We start from the raw sequence: 19,680 nt of genomic DNA, 5'->3' as shown, positions 1-19,680 counted from the left end.
TTTGCTCGCAATCGCCACTCTCTGCGCTTGACAGAAGAATAACAAACATGAAACGATCGAAACATAATGATCGAATTGTATCATAATAGTTCGCATTATCAGGAGGGGAAAACAACAGGTTTCTGGGCCACATTGAGGCGCAGCTACCAGGGCGTGGGAAGCCTTTCCAGGAGAATGAGGAGGCGTCGGACGCATGAGGAGCGGTCGCCGGCGTTTGGGATCGAACAATAGCGGGTGCTGCGGTTGATAGAAGTCCGGCACGTTGCAATTTCAAAGGGAGGAGTTATCCGTGAATAGAATCTTCGCAACCATCGCGCTTGCTGCGACGCTTTCCGCGTCGGCTGTTTTTGCGCAGAGCGCTGTCGATACATCGAAGGTCAACAAGGAGCTGATCACCGCGGCCAGCGGCAAGAAATATACGATCGCAACCGTCGTGAAGGTGGATGGCATCGCATGGTTCGACCGCATGCGCGATGGTGTTGAGCAGTTCAAGGGTGATACCGGAAATGATGTCTGGATGGTTGGCCCAAGCCAAGCTGATGCTGCCGCCCAGGTGCAGATCGTTGAAAACCTCATCGCGCAGGGCGTAGATGCCATTGCCATCGTGCCGTTCTCGGTCGAAGCGGTGGAGCCGGTCCTGAAGAAAGCCCGTGATCGCGGCATTGTTGTCATCAGCCATGAGGCTTCCAACATTCAGAATGTGGATTTCGACATAGAAGCCTTCGACAATAAGGCCTATGGCGCGAACCTGATGAAGGAACTTGGCAAATCCATGGGTGGCAAGGGCAAATATGTCGCTACCGTTGGCAGCCTGACGTCCAAGTCGCAGATGGAATGGATCGACGGCGCCGTCGAATACCAGAAGGCAAACTTCCCGGAGATGTCGCAGGCGACCGAGCGGCTGGAAACCTATGACGACGCCAATACAGACTATAACAAGCTCAAGGAGGCGATGACCGCCTATCCGGACATCACCGGTATTCTCGGCGCGCCGATGCCGACATCCGCAGGCGCTGGCCGGCTGATCGCCGAGGGCGGTCTGTCGGGCAAGGTGTTCTTCTCGGGGACGGGCCTGGTTTCCGTTGCCGGCGAATATATCAAGAACGATAATATCCAGTACATCCAGTTCTGGGATCCGGCCGTTGCCGGTTATGCAATGAACATGCTGGCTGTCGCGGTTCTGGAGAAGAAGAACGCACAGATCAAAGCCGGCCTGAACATGGGTTTGCCCGGCTATGAAAGCCTGCTGGTGCCTGACGCCTCCAAGCCACATCTGCTCTATGGCGCAGGTTGGGTCGGCGTGACCAAAGAAAACATGGACAAGTACGACTTCTGATCCGAACCGCGGAGGGAGGGGTAACCCTCTCTCCTTATACCCCGTGTTTTCCAGCCTTGCACGAGGCCATTATGACTGAAAATCTGATCGAGCTGCGCCATATCGGCAAGCGGTTTGGCGGCGTGAAGGCGCTCGACGACGTATCGCTGAGCATTCGCCCGGGCGAAATCCATTGCCTTGCAGGTGAAAACGGTTCCGGCAAATCCACCGTCATCAAAATCATGTCCGGGGTTTACACGCCTGAGGATGGCGAGATCCTGATCGACGGGAAGCCTGTCGGCAAACTTGATCCGGTAAAATCCGTTCACCATGGTATTCAGGTGATATACCAGGATTTTTCGCTGTTTGGAAACCTGACGGTGGCCGAGAACCTGGCGATCAATACCTTCCTGTTGGAAGGTCGCAAGACGGTTGATTGGCGACAGCTTCGACAGCTGGCGCAGAAGGCGTTGGACCGCCTCGGCGTGAATATCGATCTTGATGCGGATGTCGAAACCCTGCCGACATCGGGTAAGCAGATCGTGGCGATTGCCCGTGCCGTCATGGCCGATGCACGCCTGATCATCATGGATGAGCCGACGACGGCGCTGACGCGCCATGAGGTCGATGCCCTTTTCAAGATCGTGCGCGATATTCAGGCGCAGGGCATCGCCGTGCTTTTCGTCAGCCACAAGATGCGCGAGATGCTGGAAATCAGCGAGCGCCTGACAGTTTTCCGAAATGGCAAGAAGGTGGCGGAAGGGCCGATCGCCGAATTCGACGAGCCGGCAATCACCCGTGCGATGACGGGGCAGGAACTGACCGCCCACAGCTACCAGTGGGCACCGCAGGAAGGCGCCGATACACCGGTGCTGGAAGTGCGCAACCTCTCGGTTCCGGGTTCCGTGGAAAACGCCGACCTGACGTTAAAGCCAGGTGAAATCGTCGGTATCTCGGGCTTGATTGGCTCTGGTCGGACCGAGCTCGCGCTGGCGCTGTTTGGCATGCGCCCCGATTTTACCGGTTCAGTGCGCCTTGCAAGCCGCGAGGTTCACCCAAGGACGGTTCAGGAGGGTATTGCCTGCGGTGTCGCTTATGTGCCGGAGGATCGCCTCACCGAGGGGCTATTCCTGACGCAATCGATCGAGCGCAATATCATTGTCACGTCGATCGAGAAATTCGTGCGAGGTCTTTTCATCAATCGCAAAAAGGCGGACGAGACGACTCGCGATATGTTCTCGGCCATGCAGATCGTAGCACCGGGACCGCACACGCCGGTCAACCATCTGTCCGGTGGCAACGCACAGCGCGTCGTTCTGGCCCGCTGGCTTTTGACGGGCGCCAAAGTTCTGATCCTCAACGGCCCGACCGTCGGCGTCGATGTCGGCTCCAAAGCACAGATCCACACCATCATCCGCAAGCTGGCCGAAAAGGAAGGCCTGGCCGTGCTGATGATTTCCGACGATGTGCCGGAACTGGTGCATAACTGCAACCGCGTGCTGGTCATGCATCGCGGCCGTTTCGTTGACGAATTGTCGGGGGAGAGCATGACAGAAGACGCCGTCAATGACCGGCTCAAGACGCTGAATTGAGGGGCCGCAAGTCATGAAACTCCTGAGAAGCACAGAATCCATTATCGCCTGCGTGTTGCTCGCGGCCATGGTCATTATCGGTCTCATAAATCCGGCCTTCTGGTCGCTCGACAACATCTTCGGCCTGCTGCGCTCCAATGTCGTGATTGGCATCATGGCGCTCGGCGTATTGCTGGTGATGATTTCGGGCGGTATCGACGTATCCTTTACGGCATTCGCTATTGCCGCGATGTATCTGACTGTGCGCAGCATGGTTTATCTCGGTTATGATGGCGTGCTCATTCCCTTCGTTGCGGCGACGCTGATTGGGCTGGTTCTTGGTGCGTTTAACGGTTTCATTATTCACCGTTTCAGGATGATCCCGCTGATCGTGACGCTCGGGACAGGTTCGATTGTGCGCGGTCTTGTTCTCGGCCTCGTCGGTACCAGCATCGTCAACATCAACAAGATGCCGAAGGAGCTGATCGAGTTCGGCAAGACCGATGTGATCTCTCTGACCTCGGCCACGGGATCGACTTTCGGCCTGACCGCGATGTTCCTGGTCTATCTGGGGCTGGCGTTTGTCATCCATCTCATCCTTACCTACACCATGATCGGGCGCAGCGTTTATGCCTACGGCGGCTCTCCCGAGGCCGCAAAGCGCGTTGGCTTCAATACGGGCGCGACGATCTTCTTTGTCTACTGCATCGCCGGTGCGCTGGCGGGTTTCTCGGGCCTGTTGCATTCCTCGATGATCTGGCTTGCCAACCCGCGTGATTTTGTCGGGCTCGAACTCGACGTGATCGCAGCCGTGGTTCTGGGCGGTGCGTCAATCTTTGGCGGACGCGGCACGGTTCTCGGCACATTGATGGGCGTGTTCATGCTGGTGATGGTCAAAAATTCCCTGATCATCATGAAGGTGGACACCACTTGGCAGCGCGTTGTTGTCGGCCTGATTATCATCATTGCCACTGCCATCACGGCATGGCGCGACCGTAAAAGCATAGCGTGACGGGAGAGCGCATCATGAAGAATTCGTTCGATATGCGTCGGCTTTTCGGCAACGACAACAACATCGTTCAGCTGCTTTTGATCACCGTCATCGTTTTTGCCCTGATGACATGGATGAATCCCGGCAAGTTCCTGAACTATTACAACTTCGAATCCATCAGTTACATCATGCCGGAACTGGGGATCCTCTCCATCGCCATGATGATCGCAATGCTGACCGGTGGTATCGATCTGTCCGTGGTGGGAATTGCCAATCTGGCGGGCATTGTCGCCGGCATTTATTTCCATTCCACTATGGTTCAGTCAGGGCAATCCTCCACGTCGGGCATCGTGTTCTACACAGGGCTTGGCATCGTGCTCGCGATGGCGGTTGGCCTGCTGTCCGGTCTGATCAACGGCCTTTTGGTGGCTAAGTTGCGCATTACCCCGATCCTGGCGACACTCGGCACAGGTCAGATTCTGATGGGGCTGGCGCTGGTATTGACCGGCGGTCCGGCAATTGTCGGATTTCCTGACGCGTGGAACTGGATCGGTAACGGTAAAATCTTCGGTATAGCAACGCCGTTCCTGCTGTTCATCGCCGTGTGCATTATCGTGGCGATCCTGCTGACGCGCTCGACGCTTGGCATCAACCTGATGCTGATCGGGACCAATCCGCGGGCAGCCGTCTTTGCTGGCATCCGCAAGGATCGCATGATGCTGTATTCATATATGCTCACCGGCGTGCTGGCATCACTGGCGGGAATCATTCTGTCCGGGCGGACCAATGCAGCTAAATCCGACTACGGCGCGTCCTATCTGCTGCAGGCGGTGCTGATTGCCGTTCTCGGAGGCACAAACCCGGCGGGTGGGAAAGGGCGCGTTCTCGGCATCGCCATTGCTCTGATAGCGCTCATGCTGCTCTCCTCCGGTTTCCAGATGATGCGGTTTTCCAACCACCTTATCGACTTCATCTGGGGCGCATTCCTCATTCTCGTCATCGCCATCAATGCATGGCGAAACCCCGGCAGGTGATCCCATGCAGGCAACAGAATTTCATCTCCGCAGCCGAGACTTCACCGATGTCCCACATCTTTTAGCGGCAACCGATGGGCTGAAGGTCACCACCTTCCGCTATGCCACCGGCGTTGAAGCGCTGCAATTGGAGAACCGTCACGGCCGGATCGTCATATTGCCATTCATGGGGCAGATGATCTGGAGCGTTGAGTTCAACGGCGTTGACCTGACTATGGGAAGCCGCTTTTCGATGCCGCGACCAGCCGGTTCAATCGTCGAGACATACGGATGTTTTGCATTCCATAGCGGCATGTTGCGCAACGGCTGCCCGTCGCCGCAAGATAATCATGCCCTGCATGGCGAAATGCCCTGTGCCGTCATGGACAAAGCCGGCCTTGTCATCGGACACGATTCCCGCGGCGCCTACGTGCGTGCAACCGGGGAAGTCGAATATGTCATGGGCTTTGGTGCCAATTATCTGGCTCGCCCCAGCGTGACTTTGCGTGCTGAAGACACGCTTTTTGACATGGTCATGGACATCCAGAACCTGTCTTCAGCGCCCATGGACCTCATGTATATGTGCCATGTGAACTTTGCCTATGCCGAGGGTGCGCAAATCGTTCAGCCGGTGCCCTACACGCCGGAGCAGGTGAGGGTGCGAACTGCCGTACCCGGCCACGTCACACCAAACCCCGATTACTTTTCCCTGCTGGAGACGCTGACAAGTCAGCCTTCCGCCATGGAGGTGCTCGACGAACCGCAACGTTACGACCCTGAACAGGTATTCTACATCAACGGCCTGCCGGCAGACGGTGAGGGGCTGACGCATCTGATGATGCAACGACGTGAGGGAGATGGCTTTGCCATCTCCTATCCGCTCGCCGCCTTCCCGAAGACAGTGCGTTGGATCCTGGTCAACGGGGATTCGCAGGTTGCCGCATTCGCCCTGCCATCCACCTGCGAGCCGGAAGGCTATCTGGCGGAAAAGGCCAAGAACAACGTGCAGAGACTATCACCGGGTGAACGCAGGGTGTTTCCGGTACGGCTGGGCTATCTCGACCGCGCTGCCGCCGATCAGTTCGGCGCCAGGATCAGCGCCCTTTAAAACAGATAAGCAGGGAATATCGGCATGAGTAAGAAAATCGGGGTCGTCGGCTCCAACATGGTCGATCTCATCACCTATGTGGACCGTATGCCCGGACCGGGCGAGACACTCGAGGCGCCCACCTTCGAAATGGGGTGCGGCGGCAAGGGTGCCAACCAGGCGGTTGCCGCGGCGCGCCTTGGTGCTGAAGTGATGATGGTCACCCGGGTCGGTGACGATGTCTTCGCGGATAACACCATCCGCAACCTCGAGAGCTTTGGCGTTGATACGCGTCATGTGGTGAAGGTTGCCGGCAAATCCAGCGGTGTCGCACCGATCTTCGTCGAACAATCAGGCGAGAATTCCATCCTCATCGTCAAAGGAGCCAATGCCGACCTTTTGCCTGCGGAAGTCGACAAGGCGGCCGCCGATCTGAAAGAGTGCGGCTTGATCCTGATGCAGATGGAAGTGCCGGTTGAGACTGTCTACCATACCATCGAACTTGCTGCCCAGAACGGTATCGAGACGATCCTCAATCCCGCGCCTGCCGCTGCCAATCTCGATCCTGAGCGCATCCGCCAGGTAACCTTCCTCGTGCCGAACGAGAGCGAGCTTGCCTTGCTGTCGGGGTTGCCGACCGACACCGACGAAGACATCGTCAGCGCCGCCCGCTCGCTGATCGCACGCGGCATTCGCACCGTCATCGTTACCTTGGGCGGGCGTGGTGCGCGCATGATTACTTCCAACGAAATCGTCAACATCGAACCCGTCAAGGTAACGCCCAGGGACACCACGGGTGCGGGCGATGCCTTTATTGGCTCCTTTGCCCGCTTTTACGCCGAAACGCGCGAGGTCGTATCCTCCCTGAAGAAGGCATCGCTTTACGCGGCGCATTCCATCACCCGTCCCGGAACACAGAAGGCCTATGCCAGCATCGAAGAGTTCGAGGCTTTTTGCCGCGACCATGCCAATGCCGCAGCCTGACCAGAAAAATGGACAGAAAATGAGCGAAGCATTTCCCAGAAATAACGGCACCGCTCTCAAACCGGAATGGTTTGAAGATGTATCGGTCAATCGCAGTGCCTCCGAACGGCGTGCAGCGACAATCACGGCCCGACGCTCGATTAAGAAGGAATACCAGGTCGCCTGGCAGATCAAGGCCATCACCTGCATCGATCTGACAACGCTGTCCGGTGATGACACGCCCGGTCGCGTACGCCGCCTGTGCGCGAAAGCGCGCCGTCCGGTCCGGGAAGACATTCTCGAGGCACTCGGCCTTGCGGATGCCGGCATCACCACCGGCGCCGTCTGCGTTTATCCGACCATGGTGCCCCACGCCGTCAAGGCGCTGGAAGGTACGGCTATTCCGGTCGCATCGGTAGCCACGGGCTTTCCTGCCGGCCTGACACCGCTGCCGCAGCGGCTGGCCGAAATCCGATATGCCGTCGAGCAAGGCGCCAGGGAGATCGATATCGTCATAACCCGCGAGTTTGTTCTGACGCAGAACTGGGCAGGGCTTTATGACGAGATCGCTGCGATGCGTGAAGCCTGCGGTGAAGCCCATATGAAGGCTATCCTCGCGACGGGCGATCTCAACACGCTGACCAACGTCTATCGAGCCTCAATGGTGGCGATGCAGGCGGGTTCGGACTTCATCAAGACTTCCACCGGCAAAGAGGAGGTCAACGCCACCCTGCCGGTCAGTCTGACCATGGTGCGGGCGCTGCGCGATTACGGCGAACTGACCGGCCAGATGGTCGGCTTCAAACCTGCAGGCGGGTTGAAGACGGCTAAGGATGCGCTGTCGTGGCTGACGCTGATGAAGGAGGAACTGGGCAATCGCTGGCTGGAGCCGGACCTGTTCCGCATCGGTGCCAGTTCGATGCTCGGCGACATCGAGCGGCAGCTCGAACATTTCGTAACCGGCCGCTATTCCAGCGCTCATCATCACGCTGCCGCATAAGGACTGAAAAAATGCGACCCATCAAGGACATTTTGGAAACCATGGAATATGGACCTTCCCCCGAAGCCAATGGTGATGTGAAGCAGTGGCTTGACACTCACGGACGTTCGTTCGGTCATTATATCAACGGCCGGTTTGTTTCTCCCGATGGCCGCAAGACGATTGCCGTTTCAAACCCCGCAAACGGGGACAAGCTGGCGGACATTATTTGCGGCAATGAGGAAGACGTGGATCAGGCGGTCAAGGCCGCCCGCACGGCCTTCGGAAAATGGTCGAAGCTGTCGGGTCACGAACGCGCCCGTTATCTCTACGCCATCGCCCGTCATATACAAAAGCGCGAGCGCTTCCTTTCCGTTCTGGAAACGATGGACAACGGCAAGCCGGTTCGCGAAACCCGTGATATCGACATTCCACTCGTCGCCCGCCACTTTTACCATCACGCCGGTTGGGCCGAAATGGTGGAAGACGAGTTCCGTGGTTTCTCACCGGTCGGTGTTTGCGGTCAGGTAATCCCTTGGAACTTCCCGCTGCTGATGCTGGCCTGGAAGATCGCGCCTGCGCTTGCCGCCGGCAATACCGTAGTGCTGAAGCCCGCCGATCTGACACCGTTGACGGCGGTCGCCTTTGCGGAAATCTGCCACGAGGTCGGCCTTCCGGCCGGTGTCGTCAATGTCGTCCAGGGCGATGGCTCGACCGGCGCGGCAATCTGCGGCCATGATGGCGTCGATAAGGTCGCCTTCACCGGCTCGACCAAGGTCGGCCGCGTTATTCGCGAGCAGATCGCCGGTTCGGGCAAAAAGCTGTCGCTGGAATTGGGGGGCAAGTCACCCTTCATCGTTTTTGAGGACGCCGATCTTGATGCGGCGGTTGAAGGTGTTGTTGACGCGATCTGGTTCAACCAGGGCGAAGTCTGCTGCGCCGGTTCCCGCCTGCTGGTGCAGGAGGGCATTGCAGAGAAATTTTATGCACGGCTGAAAAAGCGGCTGGAAACCCTGCGGGTCGGCGATCCGCTCGACAAGTCGACCGATGTTGGCGCGATTGTTTCCGCTACTCAGGTGAAACGCATCACGGATCTGGTCCGCAAGGGCGTGGAGGAGGGCGGTGAACTCTGGCAGAGTTCCAACCCGTTGCCGGCCACCGGCAATTTCGTCGCTCCCGGCTTCTTCACCGATGTCGATCAGGCGTCGACGGTCTGCCAGGTTGAGATTTTTGGTCCGATCGCTGCGGCAACCACATTCCGCACGCCGGATGAAGCCGTTTCGCTGGCCAACAACACCCGCTACGGCCTAGCCGCCTCCATCTGGTCGGAAAACATCAATGTCGCGCTTGATCTGGCAGCCCGCGTCAAGGCAGGCGTAGTCTGGATCAACTGCACTAATATGCTGGACGCCGGTGCAGGTTTTGGCGGCTACCGCGAAAGCGGTTTCGGCCGTGAAGGTGCACGCGAAGGGCTTTACGAATATCTGGCGGCAGACTGGGAAAAGAGCCTGCCGGTCAACAAGCCCGCTGAAGCCTTTACGCCGTCTGCATTGCCGAATGCTGACAGCAAGATGGCGATCGACGGCCTTGATCGGACCATGAAGAACTATATCGGCGGCAAGCAAACCCGCCCCGACGGTGGCTACAGCTATTCGGTGGCCGGCAAGGGCAACGCCGTGATCGGCATGGCCGGAATAGGCAACCGCAAGGACATCCGAAATGCTGTGGAAGCGGCATCCAAGGCAGGCAGCTGGAGTTCCGCAACCGCCCATAACCGCGCGCAGGTGCTCTATTATCTGGCAGAGAACCTCGATGCGCGTCGCGACGAATTTGTCGTCCGCATCATCGATAGCACGGGTGTCAGCGAAAAGAAGGCAAAGGACGAGTTCGACGCATCTCTCCGCCGTATCTCCTATTACGCCGCCCAGGCTGATAAGTTCGATGGCGCGGTACACTCCACCAAGTCGCGTCACATCACGCTTGCCATGAACGAACCGTGGGGCATCGTCGGTATCGTTTCCCCAGATGAGGCGCCGCTTCTTTCGCTGGTGTCACTGGTGCTGCCGGCAATCGCCATGGGCAATCGCGTCGTGGTCATCCCGTCGTCGCGCCATCCATTGATTGCCGGTGATTTCTATCAGTTGCTTGACACGTCGGACGTGCCCGGCGGGGTCATCAACATCGTGACCGGCGAACGCGATCTGCTTGCAAAGACGCTGGCCGAGCATGATGAGGTTGCAGCTATCTGGTATTTCGGTTCGGCTGATGGAAGCGCGATGGTAGAGCGGGCGTCTGCGGGCAACCTGAAGGCCACTTGGGTCAATAACGGGCGTCAGCCCGATTGGCTTGACCGTACACAAGGGCAGGGCCGTGACTATTTGCGCAGGGCCATACAAGTGAAGAACATCTGGGTGCCCTACGGAGCCTGACCCGGATTATGCGAGGTCTGCGACACACAGGATTGCTGACGGGGACCAGTGGCCCCCGTAAGGTTTTCCGGTGAAATCAACCCTGCAGCCTCACCTGCGCGCTGTTTCCGTCACTCGTTGTGCTGGGAGAATGATCAAGATGATAACTCAAGCAACAGCGATGGATACGATGAGTTACTCTCCACACGATTCTGTTCGGAAATGCTTAGTTCGTCAAGAACTCGAAAAGCCGATACATATTCGAAATCCACGCGGTAGATCGCGCCATTTTCAAGCGCGCACACACGAAAGGACAGCGCGCCGTTTCCTGAAAACTCCGCCCCCATCAGCTCAATTGCCGTGTTTTCAAACGGTGTTGGCCATGCCTGAAAAGCAAATTCTGTCGATGGCGAATGACCCATATCGGCCCCTTTCTCGCATCCTCTCCTCGATATCGAAACTATCGGTTAAAGGGCGGCGTATACGGCACGAAGGGTTTCCCTTCTTCAAAGGGTGGGGGCGGCTGGAGCAGGCAGTACAACTTGTTCTGGTAGACGACGGCGAGCGGAAGGCAGATATCATCGGTGGTTTTCGCGCCTTCGGAGCAACGCTTCCAGCCGGCCTGCATTTCCTCGGCCGCGCATTTTTCCCCGGCGCATTCGCCACTGACGATCTGACGGCCGGCCTTGACGTAGAAGATCGTTGGTTTGGCAAAGCCGGCGAGATCGCCCAACTCTTTTTGCAAAAGGTCATAGGCTCTATCGGCGCCAGCCTGCGTGCCATGGCCAAAAATCGGGCCGTACCCTTCCGTCTGAAAGGTAAATTTCGAGCCTTCGACGACGCACGTCACGGCTTGGGCCGGCATTGCACTCATGACTGATGCAATAAAAGCAATTGAGCAACAGAAACGCATCGTAACTAATCTCGCAATAACAACAAGAGATTGGGGTTCCTGGCTGATCGTATAACCTGGCGGGAAAGTTATTGACAACCTCTCACATGTGCCGCGCTATCTGGAAAGCGAACACACTCATCGTGCACCCCGCGCTGTGATCCTATTTGCTGTCTTGCACGACGGCGTCGATCATCCTTCGGGATAACGATAAAACACGCCCGGCAGCGAAGCGCTGAATTGAGAGAGCATCTTTATCTTCCTGCCTGAAAGACCCATCAAATGTCTAAGCAAATATCCGCGCCCATCCCGCGTCATAACGATCGCCTTCGACGTAAATGACGCTCATCGATGGCCAACTCACCAGCTGTTGGGTTTCAGGATCGTGGACCTCGGCGCTGCCGATCAAAATCTGCCGTGTCCTGAGGGGCGTCGTATCGTTCGAAGACGCTGTTTAAATTTTGAAAGTATAGATGCCGCTTTGCGGATAGACGAAATCCACGATGGAAGCCAGAGAGGATACGCTTATGTCAAATTCCTTCCTGCTGCCATCGCCGCCGTCTGCCTTAATCTCGCGCCACTCACCGTCAGGGATCGGTCATCCGGAAACGATGATCGCTCCTCCTGTTGTGACCAATGGCCGATCGACCGATATGATGAGACGTGTTGACAATTCGGGCGCTTTCGAGGCCGTCGCTGTTTCATTCTTCCAGGTTGACATTGCCAACAAGACAATCGCGGCTGGAATCAACAAAGCGACAAACAGGATAGTGAGAATGCCCCAAACTATTTTTCGAACCATGGCCGTTGCTCTTTAAACTTGTAGACGCATTCATAACCGATTTACGCAAATGTCAGTTCGGGCGACATGGAAACGCCGCCGCTAATCCATCTGCCACGAGCGCTGATGCGTTTCCTTGAAGGCGTTCTGAACGAAGGCTGTGCAAGTAGGTATAGGCGCGATCGACAAGCTCGTGAGGCATGACCGTTCCTGCGCCGCACCACCGCACGCCGCTTGTCACGTCTGCTACCCCGGAGATGTAGGCACTGGCGCTGGCGCTGGACAAAGCACGATTACGCTCGTTGTCGGCAGTTCCCTCTGCTGGCCGACCTTCCAACGCGATGATGAGGTCGTTGCCGCTGAACATCCAGTCGCGCCGCTTATCGTCAGCGGCCGCCCACGCAACACTCATAGTTAAGCTAATGCCCGATATTAAATAGATAGAAAAAGCCGACAGCCGCTTGCATTGCTGAATTTAATTCACGAAAAAAACCATTCCTTATTTGTTTCTGCCTTACCCAAAGCCTTCGGGGCGCAGTTTAACGAAAACGAGTATGATAGGTCTTCTTCTGGCCATTCATAGGTTAGATCGGCTTTTTGCGAAGAGCATGCAGCGCGTCATTATGGCGTTGGTCTCTTCCGGCAGAGTATAGCGGCCCGCGAGTGTGTGTTAATGTTGATCGTCATAAAGGCCCAGATCATTGTCGAGATGGCGCGCAACGCGCGGTCGGAACTGGTCGGGCAAGCATCTTTAAACTGGTCTTTTGTCGGCTCGCCCACGCGAAACCTCAAGATGAGATCGGCAGCAATATCCCGAGCCCTTCGATCGATCATTAATTGCGATGCCCTTTGGTTTTCTGCGATGCTAAAATGTCAGTATTTCCGCGACACCCGTACGGCCGCGTACCACCTTGTTCGTGTCTCTGAAGTTCAAATTTCAGTCATTGCACTCACCTTTAACGGGTTCGAGATTGATTGTTTCATAGTTATGATCCATTAAGCGGAGCGAAAACCGATGAAACTCTACAGACTTCGCTACGCTCAATGGGCAGCTCTATTCTTTACGCTTTGTTCGCCACAACTGTCGGTCGGTGGGGATCGAGCATATGGCAGACAAGGTCCTGGTTCGATCGTTGAAGGACAGGCTCTCGCCACAACGGCGAAGGGCAGCAGCGGCGTTTTGGTCATTGGTTTCGACACCGTTGACGTCTCCGCCCTCAAGGTCCTTTCAAGTTCTTCTAGCGTTGCTGTACTGGAGGAGTTTAGGCTCGGCGAAGGCTTGTTTGCAAGTTCAAGACTGGCAAAACAATTATCGATCAATCCGGGCGACCTTGTGACGCTTCTCAACCCGATCGGTCAAAACACGCCTATGGGATCTACCCCCCTCGTTATTCGCTATCGTGTACTCGGGATCGTCGATAGTCCGCTCCTTTCCGGAGCCGATTCGACGGTTTATCTCAGTCGCGTAGAGGCGAAAAAATTCCCTAAACCCGCCGACTGAATAAGCGTTGGAACCTTGGGTATTGTTTGTCGGATTCTGACCGATACCGTTGAAAAACTCACTTTGCTCAAGGGATTACTTGCAGGAGTAGAGTAGGTGAGCTGAGGAAAATGCCAACGACGAGGCCGACGAAACCCAAGGCAATCGCACCGACAATTCCGTGGGTTTCCCAGTCGATCACCGCGCCTAGTCCGGTGGCCACAATGATAATCGACACTGTCCAGATCACCTTGATGATGGACCAAATGCGTTTTCTAGCTGTGGCTTGTTCAGGTGGCATAATAGCTCGCTGCAGTGTTCGGCTAGGCTCAGGACTCATTGATCAGAGCCAGAAGATAACTGCGGCTGCGATACAGATTGCCGAGAAGAAGGTGTGAGCACATCGGTCGTAGCGCGTCGCTATGCGCCGCCAGTCCTTGAGCTTGGCGAACAGGTTTTCGACCTTGTGGCGCTGACGGTAGAGGACCTTGTCGTAGACGAAGGGTATCTTGCGGCTCTTCGATGACGGGATGCACGGCTCGATGCCTCTGGCCTCAAGTTCCTCGCGGAACCAGGTGCTGTCATATCCGCGATCGGCAATCAGGTGATCGGCGGGAGGCAAGGCGTCGAGCACGAGACGTGCGCCCTTATGGTCGCTCATCTGACCTTCTGACAGAAGCAGGATGATCGGCCGTCCGTCTCCGTCGCATACGGTGTGGAGCTTTGAGTTCAGCCCGCCATTGGTTCGCCCGATACGACGGGGAACATCCCTTTTTTAAGCAGGCTCGCCGCAGTGCGGTGGGCTTTCAGATGCGTCGCGTCGATCATGATGCGCTCCGGCTTCGGCCCCTCGCCGGCGAGCCCGGCGAAGATGCGGTCGAACACACCCAGCCGGCTCCAGTGTACGAAGCGGTTGTAGAGTGTCTTGTGCGGACCGTAGCCAGTCGGCGCGTCCTTCCACTGGAGACCGTTGCGGATCACGTAAACGATCCCGCTCACCACCCGCCGGTCGTCGACCCGCGCAACACCATGTGAAAGCGGGAAATGCGGCGATATCCGCGTCATCTGGCGCTCGCTCAGCAAAAACAAATCATCCATCACGGCCTCCTTCTCGGAAGCCGTGAATCACATCTCAAGTCAAATTAATAGGTCCTGAGCCTAGTCATCTTGAGCGGGTTAACTTGATCGACTGAAGTCTCACAATAATACGTCGCGCGCAGCCTCTATAAAATCTGCAAGGGCTTTTAATAAAATGACGACTCTTCTGGCTCGTAATCGATAGCCCCCTCGCGCTCGGGGATCATTTTTTTCAGTCGCCCTTCTGTTATGCTCGACGTATTACGTTTGAGAAATTTCGTCCGGAATATTGCCGTTATTGGCGGTAATTCTATCCATTTTTCTCCCAAGATTGGAACAATTTCGCCTGTCAAAAATCTACTAAATTTATAGAGTAAAAGTAATTAATTGGGCGGTCGTTTTCATGAACATCATAGCGCTGAGTGGCAATGTCAAAAAACCGTCCAGGACGGCGTCCCTGGTGAGTATCGCTGCCGATCGCCTGCGGCAACGCATTGGCGGCCATGTGCAGTCCATCGAGCTAGTCGACGCGGCGCCCGTGCTCTTTCGCGCGCTTCGCGCCGATCAGCTCGATACCGAAGGCAAGGCAATCATTGCCGCAGTGGAAGAGGCAGATGTCATCATCGTCGGGTCGCCGGTCTATCGCGCATCCTATAGCGGCGCGCTAAAACACCTTTTTGATCTCGTTGACTATCGAGCGCTTGCTGGCAAGCGCGTCGTCCTGACCGCAACGGGCGGCACGCAGCTGCATGGCCTTATGCTCGAGCACCAATTGCGCCCGCTCTTTGGTTTCTTCAATGCGCTGACCGTCCCGACCGCAATCTACGCGCTTGAGGCCGACTTTACCGATTACGAACTCAAAAATCCTGAGGTCCTCGAACGTCTCGATCGAGCCATCGAGGAGCTCGCGGTCATCACACCAGTAGCCAATTCGACGGTGACCCCTGCGGGGACGCACGGTGGCTTGGCGGCTTAGCTTATAGAGCGAAATTCAAAGGGAGCCTTACATGACTTTTTCCGATGCTTCGAAAGATCCAGTCAAATTTGCCTATTGGGTGCCGAATGTTTCGGGCGGCCTCGTGATTTCGAACATCGAACAGCGCACAAGCTGGACGATCGAATACAACAGAAAGCTTGCCCAGATCGCCGAAGCCAGTGGTTTCGACTATGCCCTGAGCCAGATCCGCTTCACGGCAGGTTACGGGGCGGAATTTCAGCACGAGTCCGTCTCGTTCAGCCATGCTCTTCTCGAATCGACGACGACGTTGAAGGTGATAGCCGCGATCCTGCCCGGCCCGTGGAACCCGGCACTTGCCGCCAAGCAGATTGCGACCATCAATCACCTGACCAACGGTCGCGTCGCGGTCAATATCGTCAGTGGCTGGTTCCGCGGCGAATTTTCCGCGATTGGCGAGCATTGGCTTGATCATGACGAGCGCTATCGTCGCTCGGAGGAGTTCATCCGTGCACTTCGCGGTATCTGGACTGAGGACAATTTCACCTTCCGCGGTGATTTCTATCGCTTCAACAATTATTCGCTGAAACCGAAGCCCATCGATCCGCAGCCGGAAATCTTCCAGGGCGGCTCCTCGCGCGCGGCTCGCGACATGGCAGCACGTGTCTCCGACTGGTACTTCACCAATGGCAATACGCCGGCCGAAATCCGCAAGCAGGTTGACGATATCCGATCGAAGGCTGGGGAGAACGGCCATTCCGTGCGGGTCGGCGTAAACGCCTTCGCAATCGTGCGTGAGACCGAGGAAGAGGCCAGGGCGGTGCTTGCAGAGATCATCGAAAAGGCCAACCCTGAGGCGGTCAATGCGTTCGGGCATGAAGTGAAAAACGCCGGGAAATCCTCACCGGAAGGCGAAGGAAACTGGGCGAAATCGTCTTTCGAAGATCTTGTTCAATATAATGATGGCTTCCGCTCGAACCTTATCGGCACGCCACGACAGGTTGCCGAGCGGGTTGTCGCGCTGAAGCAGGCGGGTGCGGATTTGATCCTGCTTGGCTTCCTGCATTTCCAGGAGGAGGTCGAGTATTTTGGCAAGCATGTGATCCCGCTGGTTCGCGAGCTCGAGGAGGCCGCAAGCACGCAGTCCGTGGCAGCCGAATAGGCTCACTGCAACAGCAGAATATCTTGCACTGAAACGGGATGGGTGCGTGGGCCGATGGTCCGCGCCAACGGGATTGGCATGACATGTTCAAGCCCTGCCCGAGCCGAATGGAGGACACCGAATGCCCGCCGCGACCTATGCTCTTGACCTGCTGGTCCCCGGCACGTTGCGTGACAACGGCGACCAGCTCGTCCGCGCGTTGCCATCGGGCAAGACCGGCGGCACGCGGCGGCATGGCGAAGAAGCCCTTGCTCTCGCTTTGCATGGCGTCAGCCTGTCATTCGGCGGAGTTTCTGCCTTGATCGATGTGGATCTTTCCGTGGAGCCGGGGGAGATCAGGGCGATTATCGGACCAAACGGCGCCGGCAAGAGTTCGCTGATCAACGTTATCAGCGGTGTTTATCGCTCGAACCATGGTCATGTTCATATCGGTTCCAGCTCTTTTCGGCATGTGCCGACGGAACGGCTGGCATCGCTTGGCGTTGCGCGCACGTTTCAGAACCTCGCTTTGTTCAAAGGCTTGAGTGTCATCGATAATGTCGTTGCCGGCCGTGCGTACACGGTGCGCTCGAGCTTCGTCGGGCAGATACTTGGCCTTGGCCGCGCACGCCGCGAGGAAGCGGATGCGCGCGAGCGGGCGGCCCGTATTCTCGAGTTCCTGCATCTGGATCAGGTGAGCGACCGCCTCGTGGGCACGCTTCCCTATGGGTTGCAAAAACGTGTCGAACTCGCCCGGGCCCTGGTGGCCGAGCCGAAGATCCTGCTTCTGGACGAGCCCATGGCGGGGATGACGGCGAGTGAAAAGAACGACATGGCGGACTTCATCCGGTCTGCCCGCGATCAGTATGAGACGACGGTCGTCCTGATCGAGCACGATATCGGCGTGGTCATGCAGCTTTCCGACCGGATCGCAGTCCTCGATTACGGCCGCAAGATCGCCGACGGCAGCCCGGACGAAATTCGTGCCGACAAGCGCGTCATCGACGCCTATCTCGGCGTCATTGAGGAAAACGAGGACGGGGAGGGCATCTGATGGGAGATTTCGACTGGCTGTTTCTGATCGAGGTGCTGGTTGGCGGCTTGCTTTCAGGCGTCATGTATTCGCTCGTCGCTATCGGTTTCGTGCTGATCTACAAGACCTCTGGCGTTCTCAACTTCGCCCAAGGGGCGATGTTGCTGTTTGCCGCACTGACCTTCGTCAGCCTGCTTGAGCGTAATGTTCCCTTCGCGTTTGCGCTCGTCCTTACCTTAGCCGCCATGGTGCTGATCGGTCTCGCCATCGAGCGCACGGTGTTGCGGCCATTGACGAACAAGCCGCCGATCACTCTTTTCATGGCGACGCTTGGACTCTCCTATATCATAGAAGGAGTGGCACAGCTCCTCTGGGGCACGCAGGTCCACGGTCTGGAGTTGGGGATCGAGGACGTTCCCTTCGATGTCGGCGGTGTGTTCATCAGCCAGTTCGATCTGTTTGCGGCCGCCGTTGCCGGTCTGATGGTGGCGGCGCTGTCAGCGTTTTTCCGCTACACCCGGATTGGGCTGGCATTTCGCGCCGTAGCGGATGATCAGTTCGCCGCACTTGCGGTCGGGCTAAAACTGCCCTGGATCTGGGCAACCGTCTGGGCCGCCGCCGGTGTCGTGGCGCTGGTTGCCGGTCTGCTTTGGGGCGCGCGGCTGGGCGTGCAGTTCTCACTATCGCTGGTCGTGCTCAAAGCGCTTCCCGTCCTCGTCCTCGGTGGGTTCGATTCCATTCTGGGAGCGATCGTCGGCGGTCTTTTGATCGGTGCGACAGAGAAACTCGCGGAAATCTATATCGGCGAATATTTCGGCGGCGGCATCGAGAGCTGGATCGCTTATGTCGTGGCACTTGCCTTCCTGCTTATTCGCCCGTCCGGCCTGTTTGGGCAGAAGCTCGTGGAAAGGGTCTGACATGGCTGCCGTTACCGCCGACATTCATTCCGTATGGTTCTCCAATCGCCGGCTGATGCCGATTGCCATCGTAACGGGCGCCTACCTTGCTGTTCCCTTTGTCGGTTCAACCTATTTGTTCGAAGCGATCCTCCTGCCGTTTCTGGCGCTCAGCCTTGCCGGCGTCGGCCTCAACCTGCTCACCGGCTATGCCGGTCAGGTTTCGCTTGGAAGTGCCGCCTTCATGGCGGTCGGGGCCTTCGCCGCTTACAATTTCAATCTGCGTGTCGATGGTCTGCCGCTCATCGTCAGCATTCTGCTGGCTGGTCTTTCTGCGGCCCTCATCGGTATCGTCTTTGGTCTGCCGAGCCTTAGATTGAAAGGCTTCTATCTCGCGGTATCGACGCTTGCCGCGCAGTTTTTCGTGCAGTGGACGCTTACCAAATTCAGCTGGTTTTCGAACGATTCCGCCTCCGGGGTCATCGATGCACCGCCTTTGACGCTTGCCGGCGTTGAGTTTACCGGCCCGATCGGCCGCTACCTCTTTGCGTTGACGGTCGTCGTTGTCCTGACCTTCCTTGCCCACCGTCTCACGACTTCGCAGACCGGTCGCAACTTCGTCGCCGTACGGGACAACGAAACAGCCGCGCGCATCATTGGGGTGCCCGTGCTGAGAACAAAGCTGCTCGCTTTTGCGATTTCCTCCTTCATCATCGCAGTGGCGGGGGTTCTGTGGGCTTTCGCCTATCTCAGAACCGTCGAGCCGGCCGGCTTTAACCTCGATCGCTCTTTCCAGATCCTTTTCATCATCATCATCGGCGGGCTTGCCTCGATGCGAGGCGCCTTTTTCGGCGCGGCGCTGATCGTCGTCTTCCCGCTACTGCTGTCGCGGCTGGGTTCGTTCCTGCTCGGCGATATCTTCGATTCCGGCGTGCTCGAGATGAGCCAGCGCATCGTGCTCGGCGCCCTGATCATTCTGTTTCTGATCCTCGAACCGGACGGGCTCTCCTCGCTCTGGGACAAGATCCGAAGGCGGCTCGGCTCTGCTGTCGGCAGACGAGCCTGACCGACCGGGGCGCAAGCTCCGCAAGCATCACA

At 57.1% G+C, this 19,680-nt stretch carries 20 protein-coding genes; 15 read left to right on the top strand and 5 right to left on the bottom strand.

Going from position 1 to position 19,680, the window contains the following annotated elements:
• Positions 1 to 289 precede the first annotated feature (289 nt).
• The 8 genes from ACI2KA_RS19055 (at position 290) to ACI2KA_RS19020 (ending at position 10,348) form a co-directional block, all read left to right on the top strand.
• A complete protein-coding gene (locus ACI2KA_RS19055) occupies positions 290 to 1,336 on the top strand; it encodes an autoinducer 2 ABC transporter substrate-binding protein (protein ID WP_404504025.1) in 1,047 nt (348 codons plus the stop codon).
• 71 nt (positions 1,337 to 1,407) lie between these two features.
• Positions 1,408 to 2,907, top strand: coding sequence for a sugar ABC transporter ATP-binding protein (locus tag ACI2KA_RS19050; RefSeq protein ID WP_404504024.1), 1,500 nt, complete (start codon positions 1,408 to 1,410; stop codon positions 2,905 to 2,907).
• A 13-nt stretch (positions 2,908 to 2,920) separates the two neighbouring features.
• The gene (locus ACI2KA_RS19045) at positions 2,921 to 3,898 is read left to right on the top strand and encodes an ABC transporter permease (protein ID WP_110760510.1); all 978 of its coding nucleotides are present in this window, start codon (positions 2,921 to 2,923) and stop codon (positions 3,896 to 3,898) included.
• A gap of 14 nt (positions 3,899 to 3,912) precedes the next feature.
• The gene (locus ACI2KA_RS19040; protein WP_404504023.1) at positions 3,913 to 4,911 is read left to right on the top strand and encodes an ABC transporter permease; all 999 of its coding nucleotides are present in this window, start codon (positions 3,913 to 3,915) and stop codon (positions 4,909 to 4,911) included.
• A gap of 4 nt (positions 4,912 to 4,915) precedes the next feature.
• Positions 4,916 to 5,998: an aldose 1-epimerase family protein gene (locus tag ACI2KA_RS19035; RefSeq protein WP_404504022.1), complete on the top strand. Its 1,083-nt coding sequence runs from the start codon at positions 4,916 to 4,918 to the stop codon at positions 5,996 to 5,998.
• Between the two features lie 24 nt (positions 5,999 to 6,022).
• On the top strand, positions 6,023 to 6,961 hold the full coding sequence (gene rbsK, locus ACI2KA_RS19030; protein WP_404504021.1) for a ribokinase: 939 nt from the start codon (positions 6,023 to 6,025) through the stop codon (positions 6,959 to 6,961).
• A 19-nt stretch (positions 6,962 to 6,980) separates the two neighbouring features.
• Positions 6,981 to 7,940: a deoxyribose-phosphate aldolase gene (deoC, locus tag ACI2KA_RS19025; RefSeq protein ID WP_404504020.1), complete on the top strand. Its 960-nt coding sequence runs from the start codon at positions 6,981 to 6,983 to the stop codon at positions 7,938 to 7,940.
• Between the two features lie 11 nt (positions 7,941 to 7,951).
• Entirely contained in the window at positions 7,952 to 10,348 is a 2,397-nt protein-coding gene (locus ACI2KA_RS19020; RefSeq protein ID WP_404504019.1) for an aldehyde dehydrogenase family protein, read from the top strand.
• Positions 10,349 to 10,482: 134 nt separating this feature from the next.
• On the opposite strand, the gene ACI2KA_RS19015 is transcribed toward ACI2KA_RS19020, so the two are convergent.
• Together ACI2KA_RS19015 and ACI2KA_RS19010 are read right to left on the bottom strand one after the other, a co-directional pair.
• Entirely contained in the window at positions 10,483 to 10,749 is a 267-nt protein-coding gene (locus ACI2KA_RS19015) for a hypothetical protein (RefSeq protein WP_404504018.1), read from the bottom strand.
• Positions 10,750 to 10,787: 38 nt separating this feature from the next.
• The gene (locus ACI2KA_RS19010; RefSeq protein ID WP_404504017.1) at positions 10,788 to 11,201 is read right to left on the bottom strand and encodes a hypothetical protein; all 414 of its coding nucleotides are present in this window, start codon (positions 11,199 to 11,201) and stop codon (positions 10,788 to 10,790) included.
• Between the two features lie 545 nt (positions 11,202 to 11,746).
• Here ACI2KA_RS19010 and ACI2KA_RS19005 point away from each other — a divergent pair.
• Positions 11,747 to 12,037, top strand: a complete 291-nt coding sequence (locus tag ACI2KA_RS19005) for a hypothetical protein (RefSeq protein ID WP_404504016.1) — start codon at positions 11,747 to 11,749, stop codon at positions 12,035 to 12,037.
• Between the two features lie 36 nt (positions 12,038 to 12,073).
• Here the strand turns inward: ACI2KA_RS19005 and ACI2KA_RS19000 are convergent, their stop codons facing one another.
• On the bottom strand, positions 12,074 to 12,367 hold the full coding sequence (locus tag ACI2KA_RS19000; RefSeq protein ID WP_404504015.1) for a Rap1a/Tai family immunity protein: 294 nt from the start codon (positions 12,365 to 12,367) through the stop codon (positions 12,074 to 12,076).
• A 648-nt stretch (positions 12,368 to 13,015) separates the two neighbouring features.
• Here ACI2KA_RS19000 and ACI2KA_RS18995 point away from each other — a divergent pair.
• The gene (locus ACI2KA_RS18995; RefSeq protein WP_404504014.1) at positions 13,016 to 13,501 is read left to right on the top strand and encodes a hypothetical protein; all 486 of its coding nucleotides are present in this window, start codon (positions 13,016 to 13,018) and stop codon (positions 13,499 to 13,501) included.
• A gap of 67 nt (positions 13,502 to 13,568) precedes the next feature.
• Here the strand turns inward: ACI2KA_RS18995 and ACI2KA_RS18990 are convergent, their stop codons facing one another.
• The gene (locus tag ACI2KA_RS18990; RefSeq protein WP_404504013.1) at positions 13,569 to 13,781 is read right to left on the bottom strand and encodes a hypothetical protein; all 213 of its coding nucleotides are present in this window, start codon (positions 13,779 to 13,781) and stop codon (positions 13,569 to 13,571) included.
• Between the two features lie 42 nt (positions 13,782 to 13,823).
• Positions 13,824 to 14,578, bottom strand: a protein-coding gene (locus ACI2KA_RS18985; RefSeq protein WP_404504012.1) for an IS5 family transposase whose coding sequence is annotated in 2 segments (ribosomal slippage) — positions 13,824 to 14,245 and positions 14,245 to 14,578 — 756 coding nt in all. Because the reading frame shifts where the segments join, the coding sequence is not laid out codon by codon here.
• Positions 14,579 to 14,960: 382 nt separating this feature from the next.
• Between ACI2KA_RS18985 and msuE the strand changes: the two genes are divergently transcribed.
• From msuE to ACI2KA_RS18960, 5 genes are all read left to right on the top strand, one after another.
• Entirely contained in the window at positions 14,961 to 15,533 is a 573-nt protein-coding gene (msuE, locus tag ACI2KA_RS18980; protein WP_404504011.1) for an FMN reductase, read from the top strand.
• A 31-nt stretch (positions 15,534 to 15,564) separates the two neighbouring features.
• The gene (gene sfnG / locus ACI2KA_RS18975; RefSeq protein WP_404504010.1) at positions 15,565 to 16,674 is read left to right on the top strand and encodes a dimethylsulfone monooxygenase SfnG; all 1,110 of its coding nucleotides are present in this window, start codon (positions 15,565 to 15,567) and stop codon (positions 16,672 to 16,674) included.
• A gap of 121 nt (positions 16,675 to 16,795) precedes the next feature.
• Positions 16,796 to 17,707 (top strand): ABC transporter ATP-binding protein, encoded by a 912-nt coding sequence (locus tag ACI2KA_RS18970; protein WP_404504009.1) that lies wholly within the window; start codon positions 16,796 to 16,798, stop codon positions 17,705 to 17,707.
• Positions 17,707 to 18,603 carry a branched-chain amino acid ABC transporter permease gene (locus tag ACI2KA_RS18965; RefSeq protein ID WP_404504008.1) on the top strand — a complete coding sequence of 299 codons (897 nt, stop codon included), beginning with the start codon at positions 17,707 to 17,709 and terminating at the stop codon, positions 18,601 to 18,603. The genes ACI2KA_RS18970 and ACI2KA_RS18965 overlap by 1 nt, the downstream gene beginning before the upstream one ends.
• Before the next feature lies 1 nt (position 18,604).
• Positions 18,605 to 19,648, top strand: coding sequence for a branched-chain amino acid ABC transporter permease (locus tag ACI2KA_RS18960; protein WP_404504007.1), 1,044 nt, complete (start codon positions 18,605 to 18,607; stop codon positions 19,646 to 19,648).
• The last annotated feature ends 32 nt before the right edge of the window (positions 19,649 to 19,680 follow it).

The sequence above is a fragment of the Agrobacterium sp. NPDC089420 genome (assembly GCF_044900305.1).
In the GTDB taxonomy this organism is placed as follows: domain Bacteria; phylum Pseudomonadota; class Alphaproteobacteria; order Rhizobiales; family Rhizobiaceae; genus Agrobacterium.
Note: the sequence above shows the minus strand (reverse complement) of the source record. Positions and strands in the feature narration are given on the sequence as shown.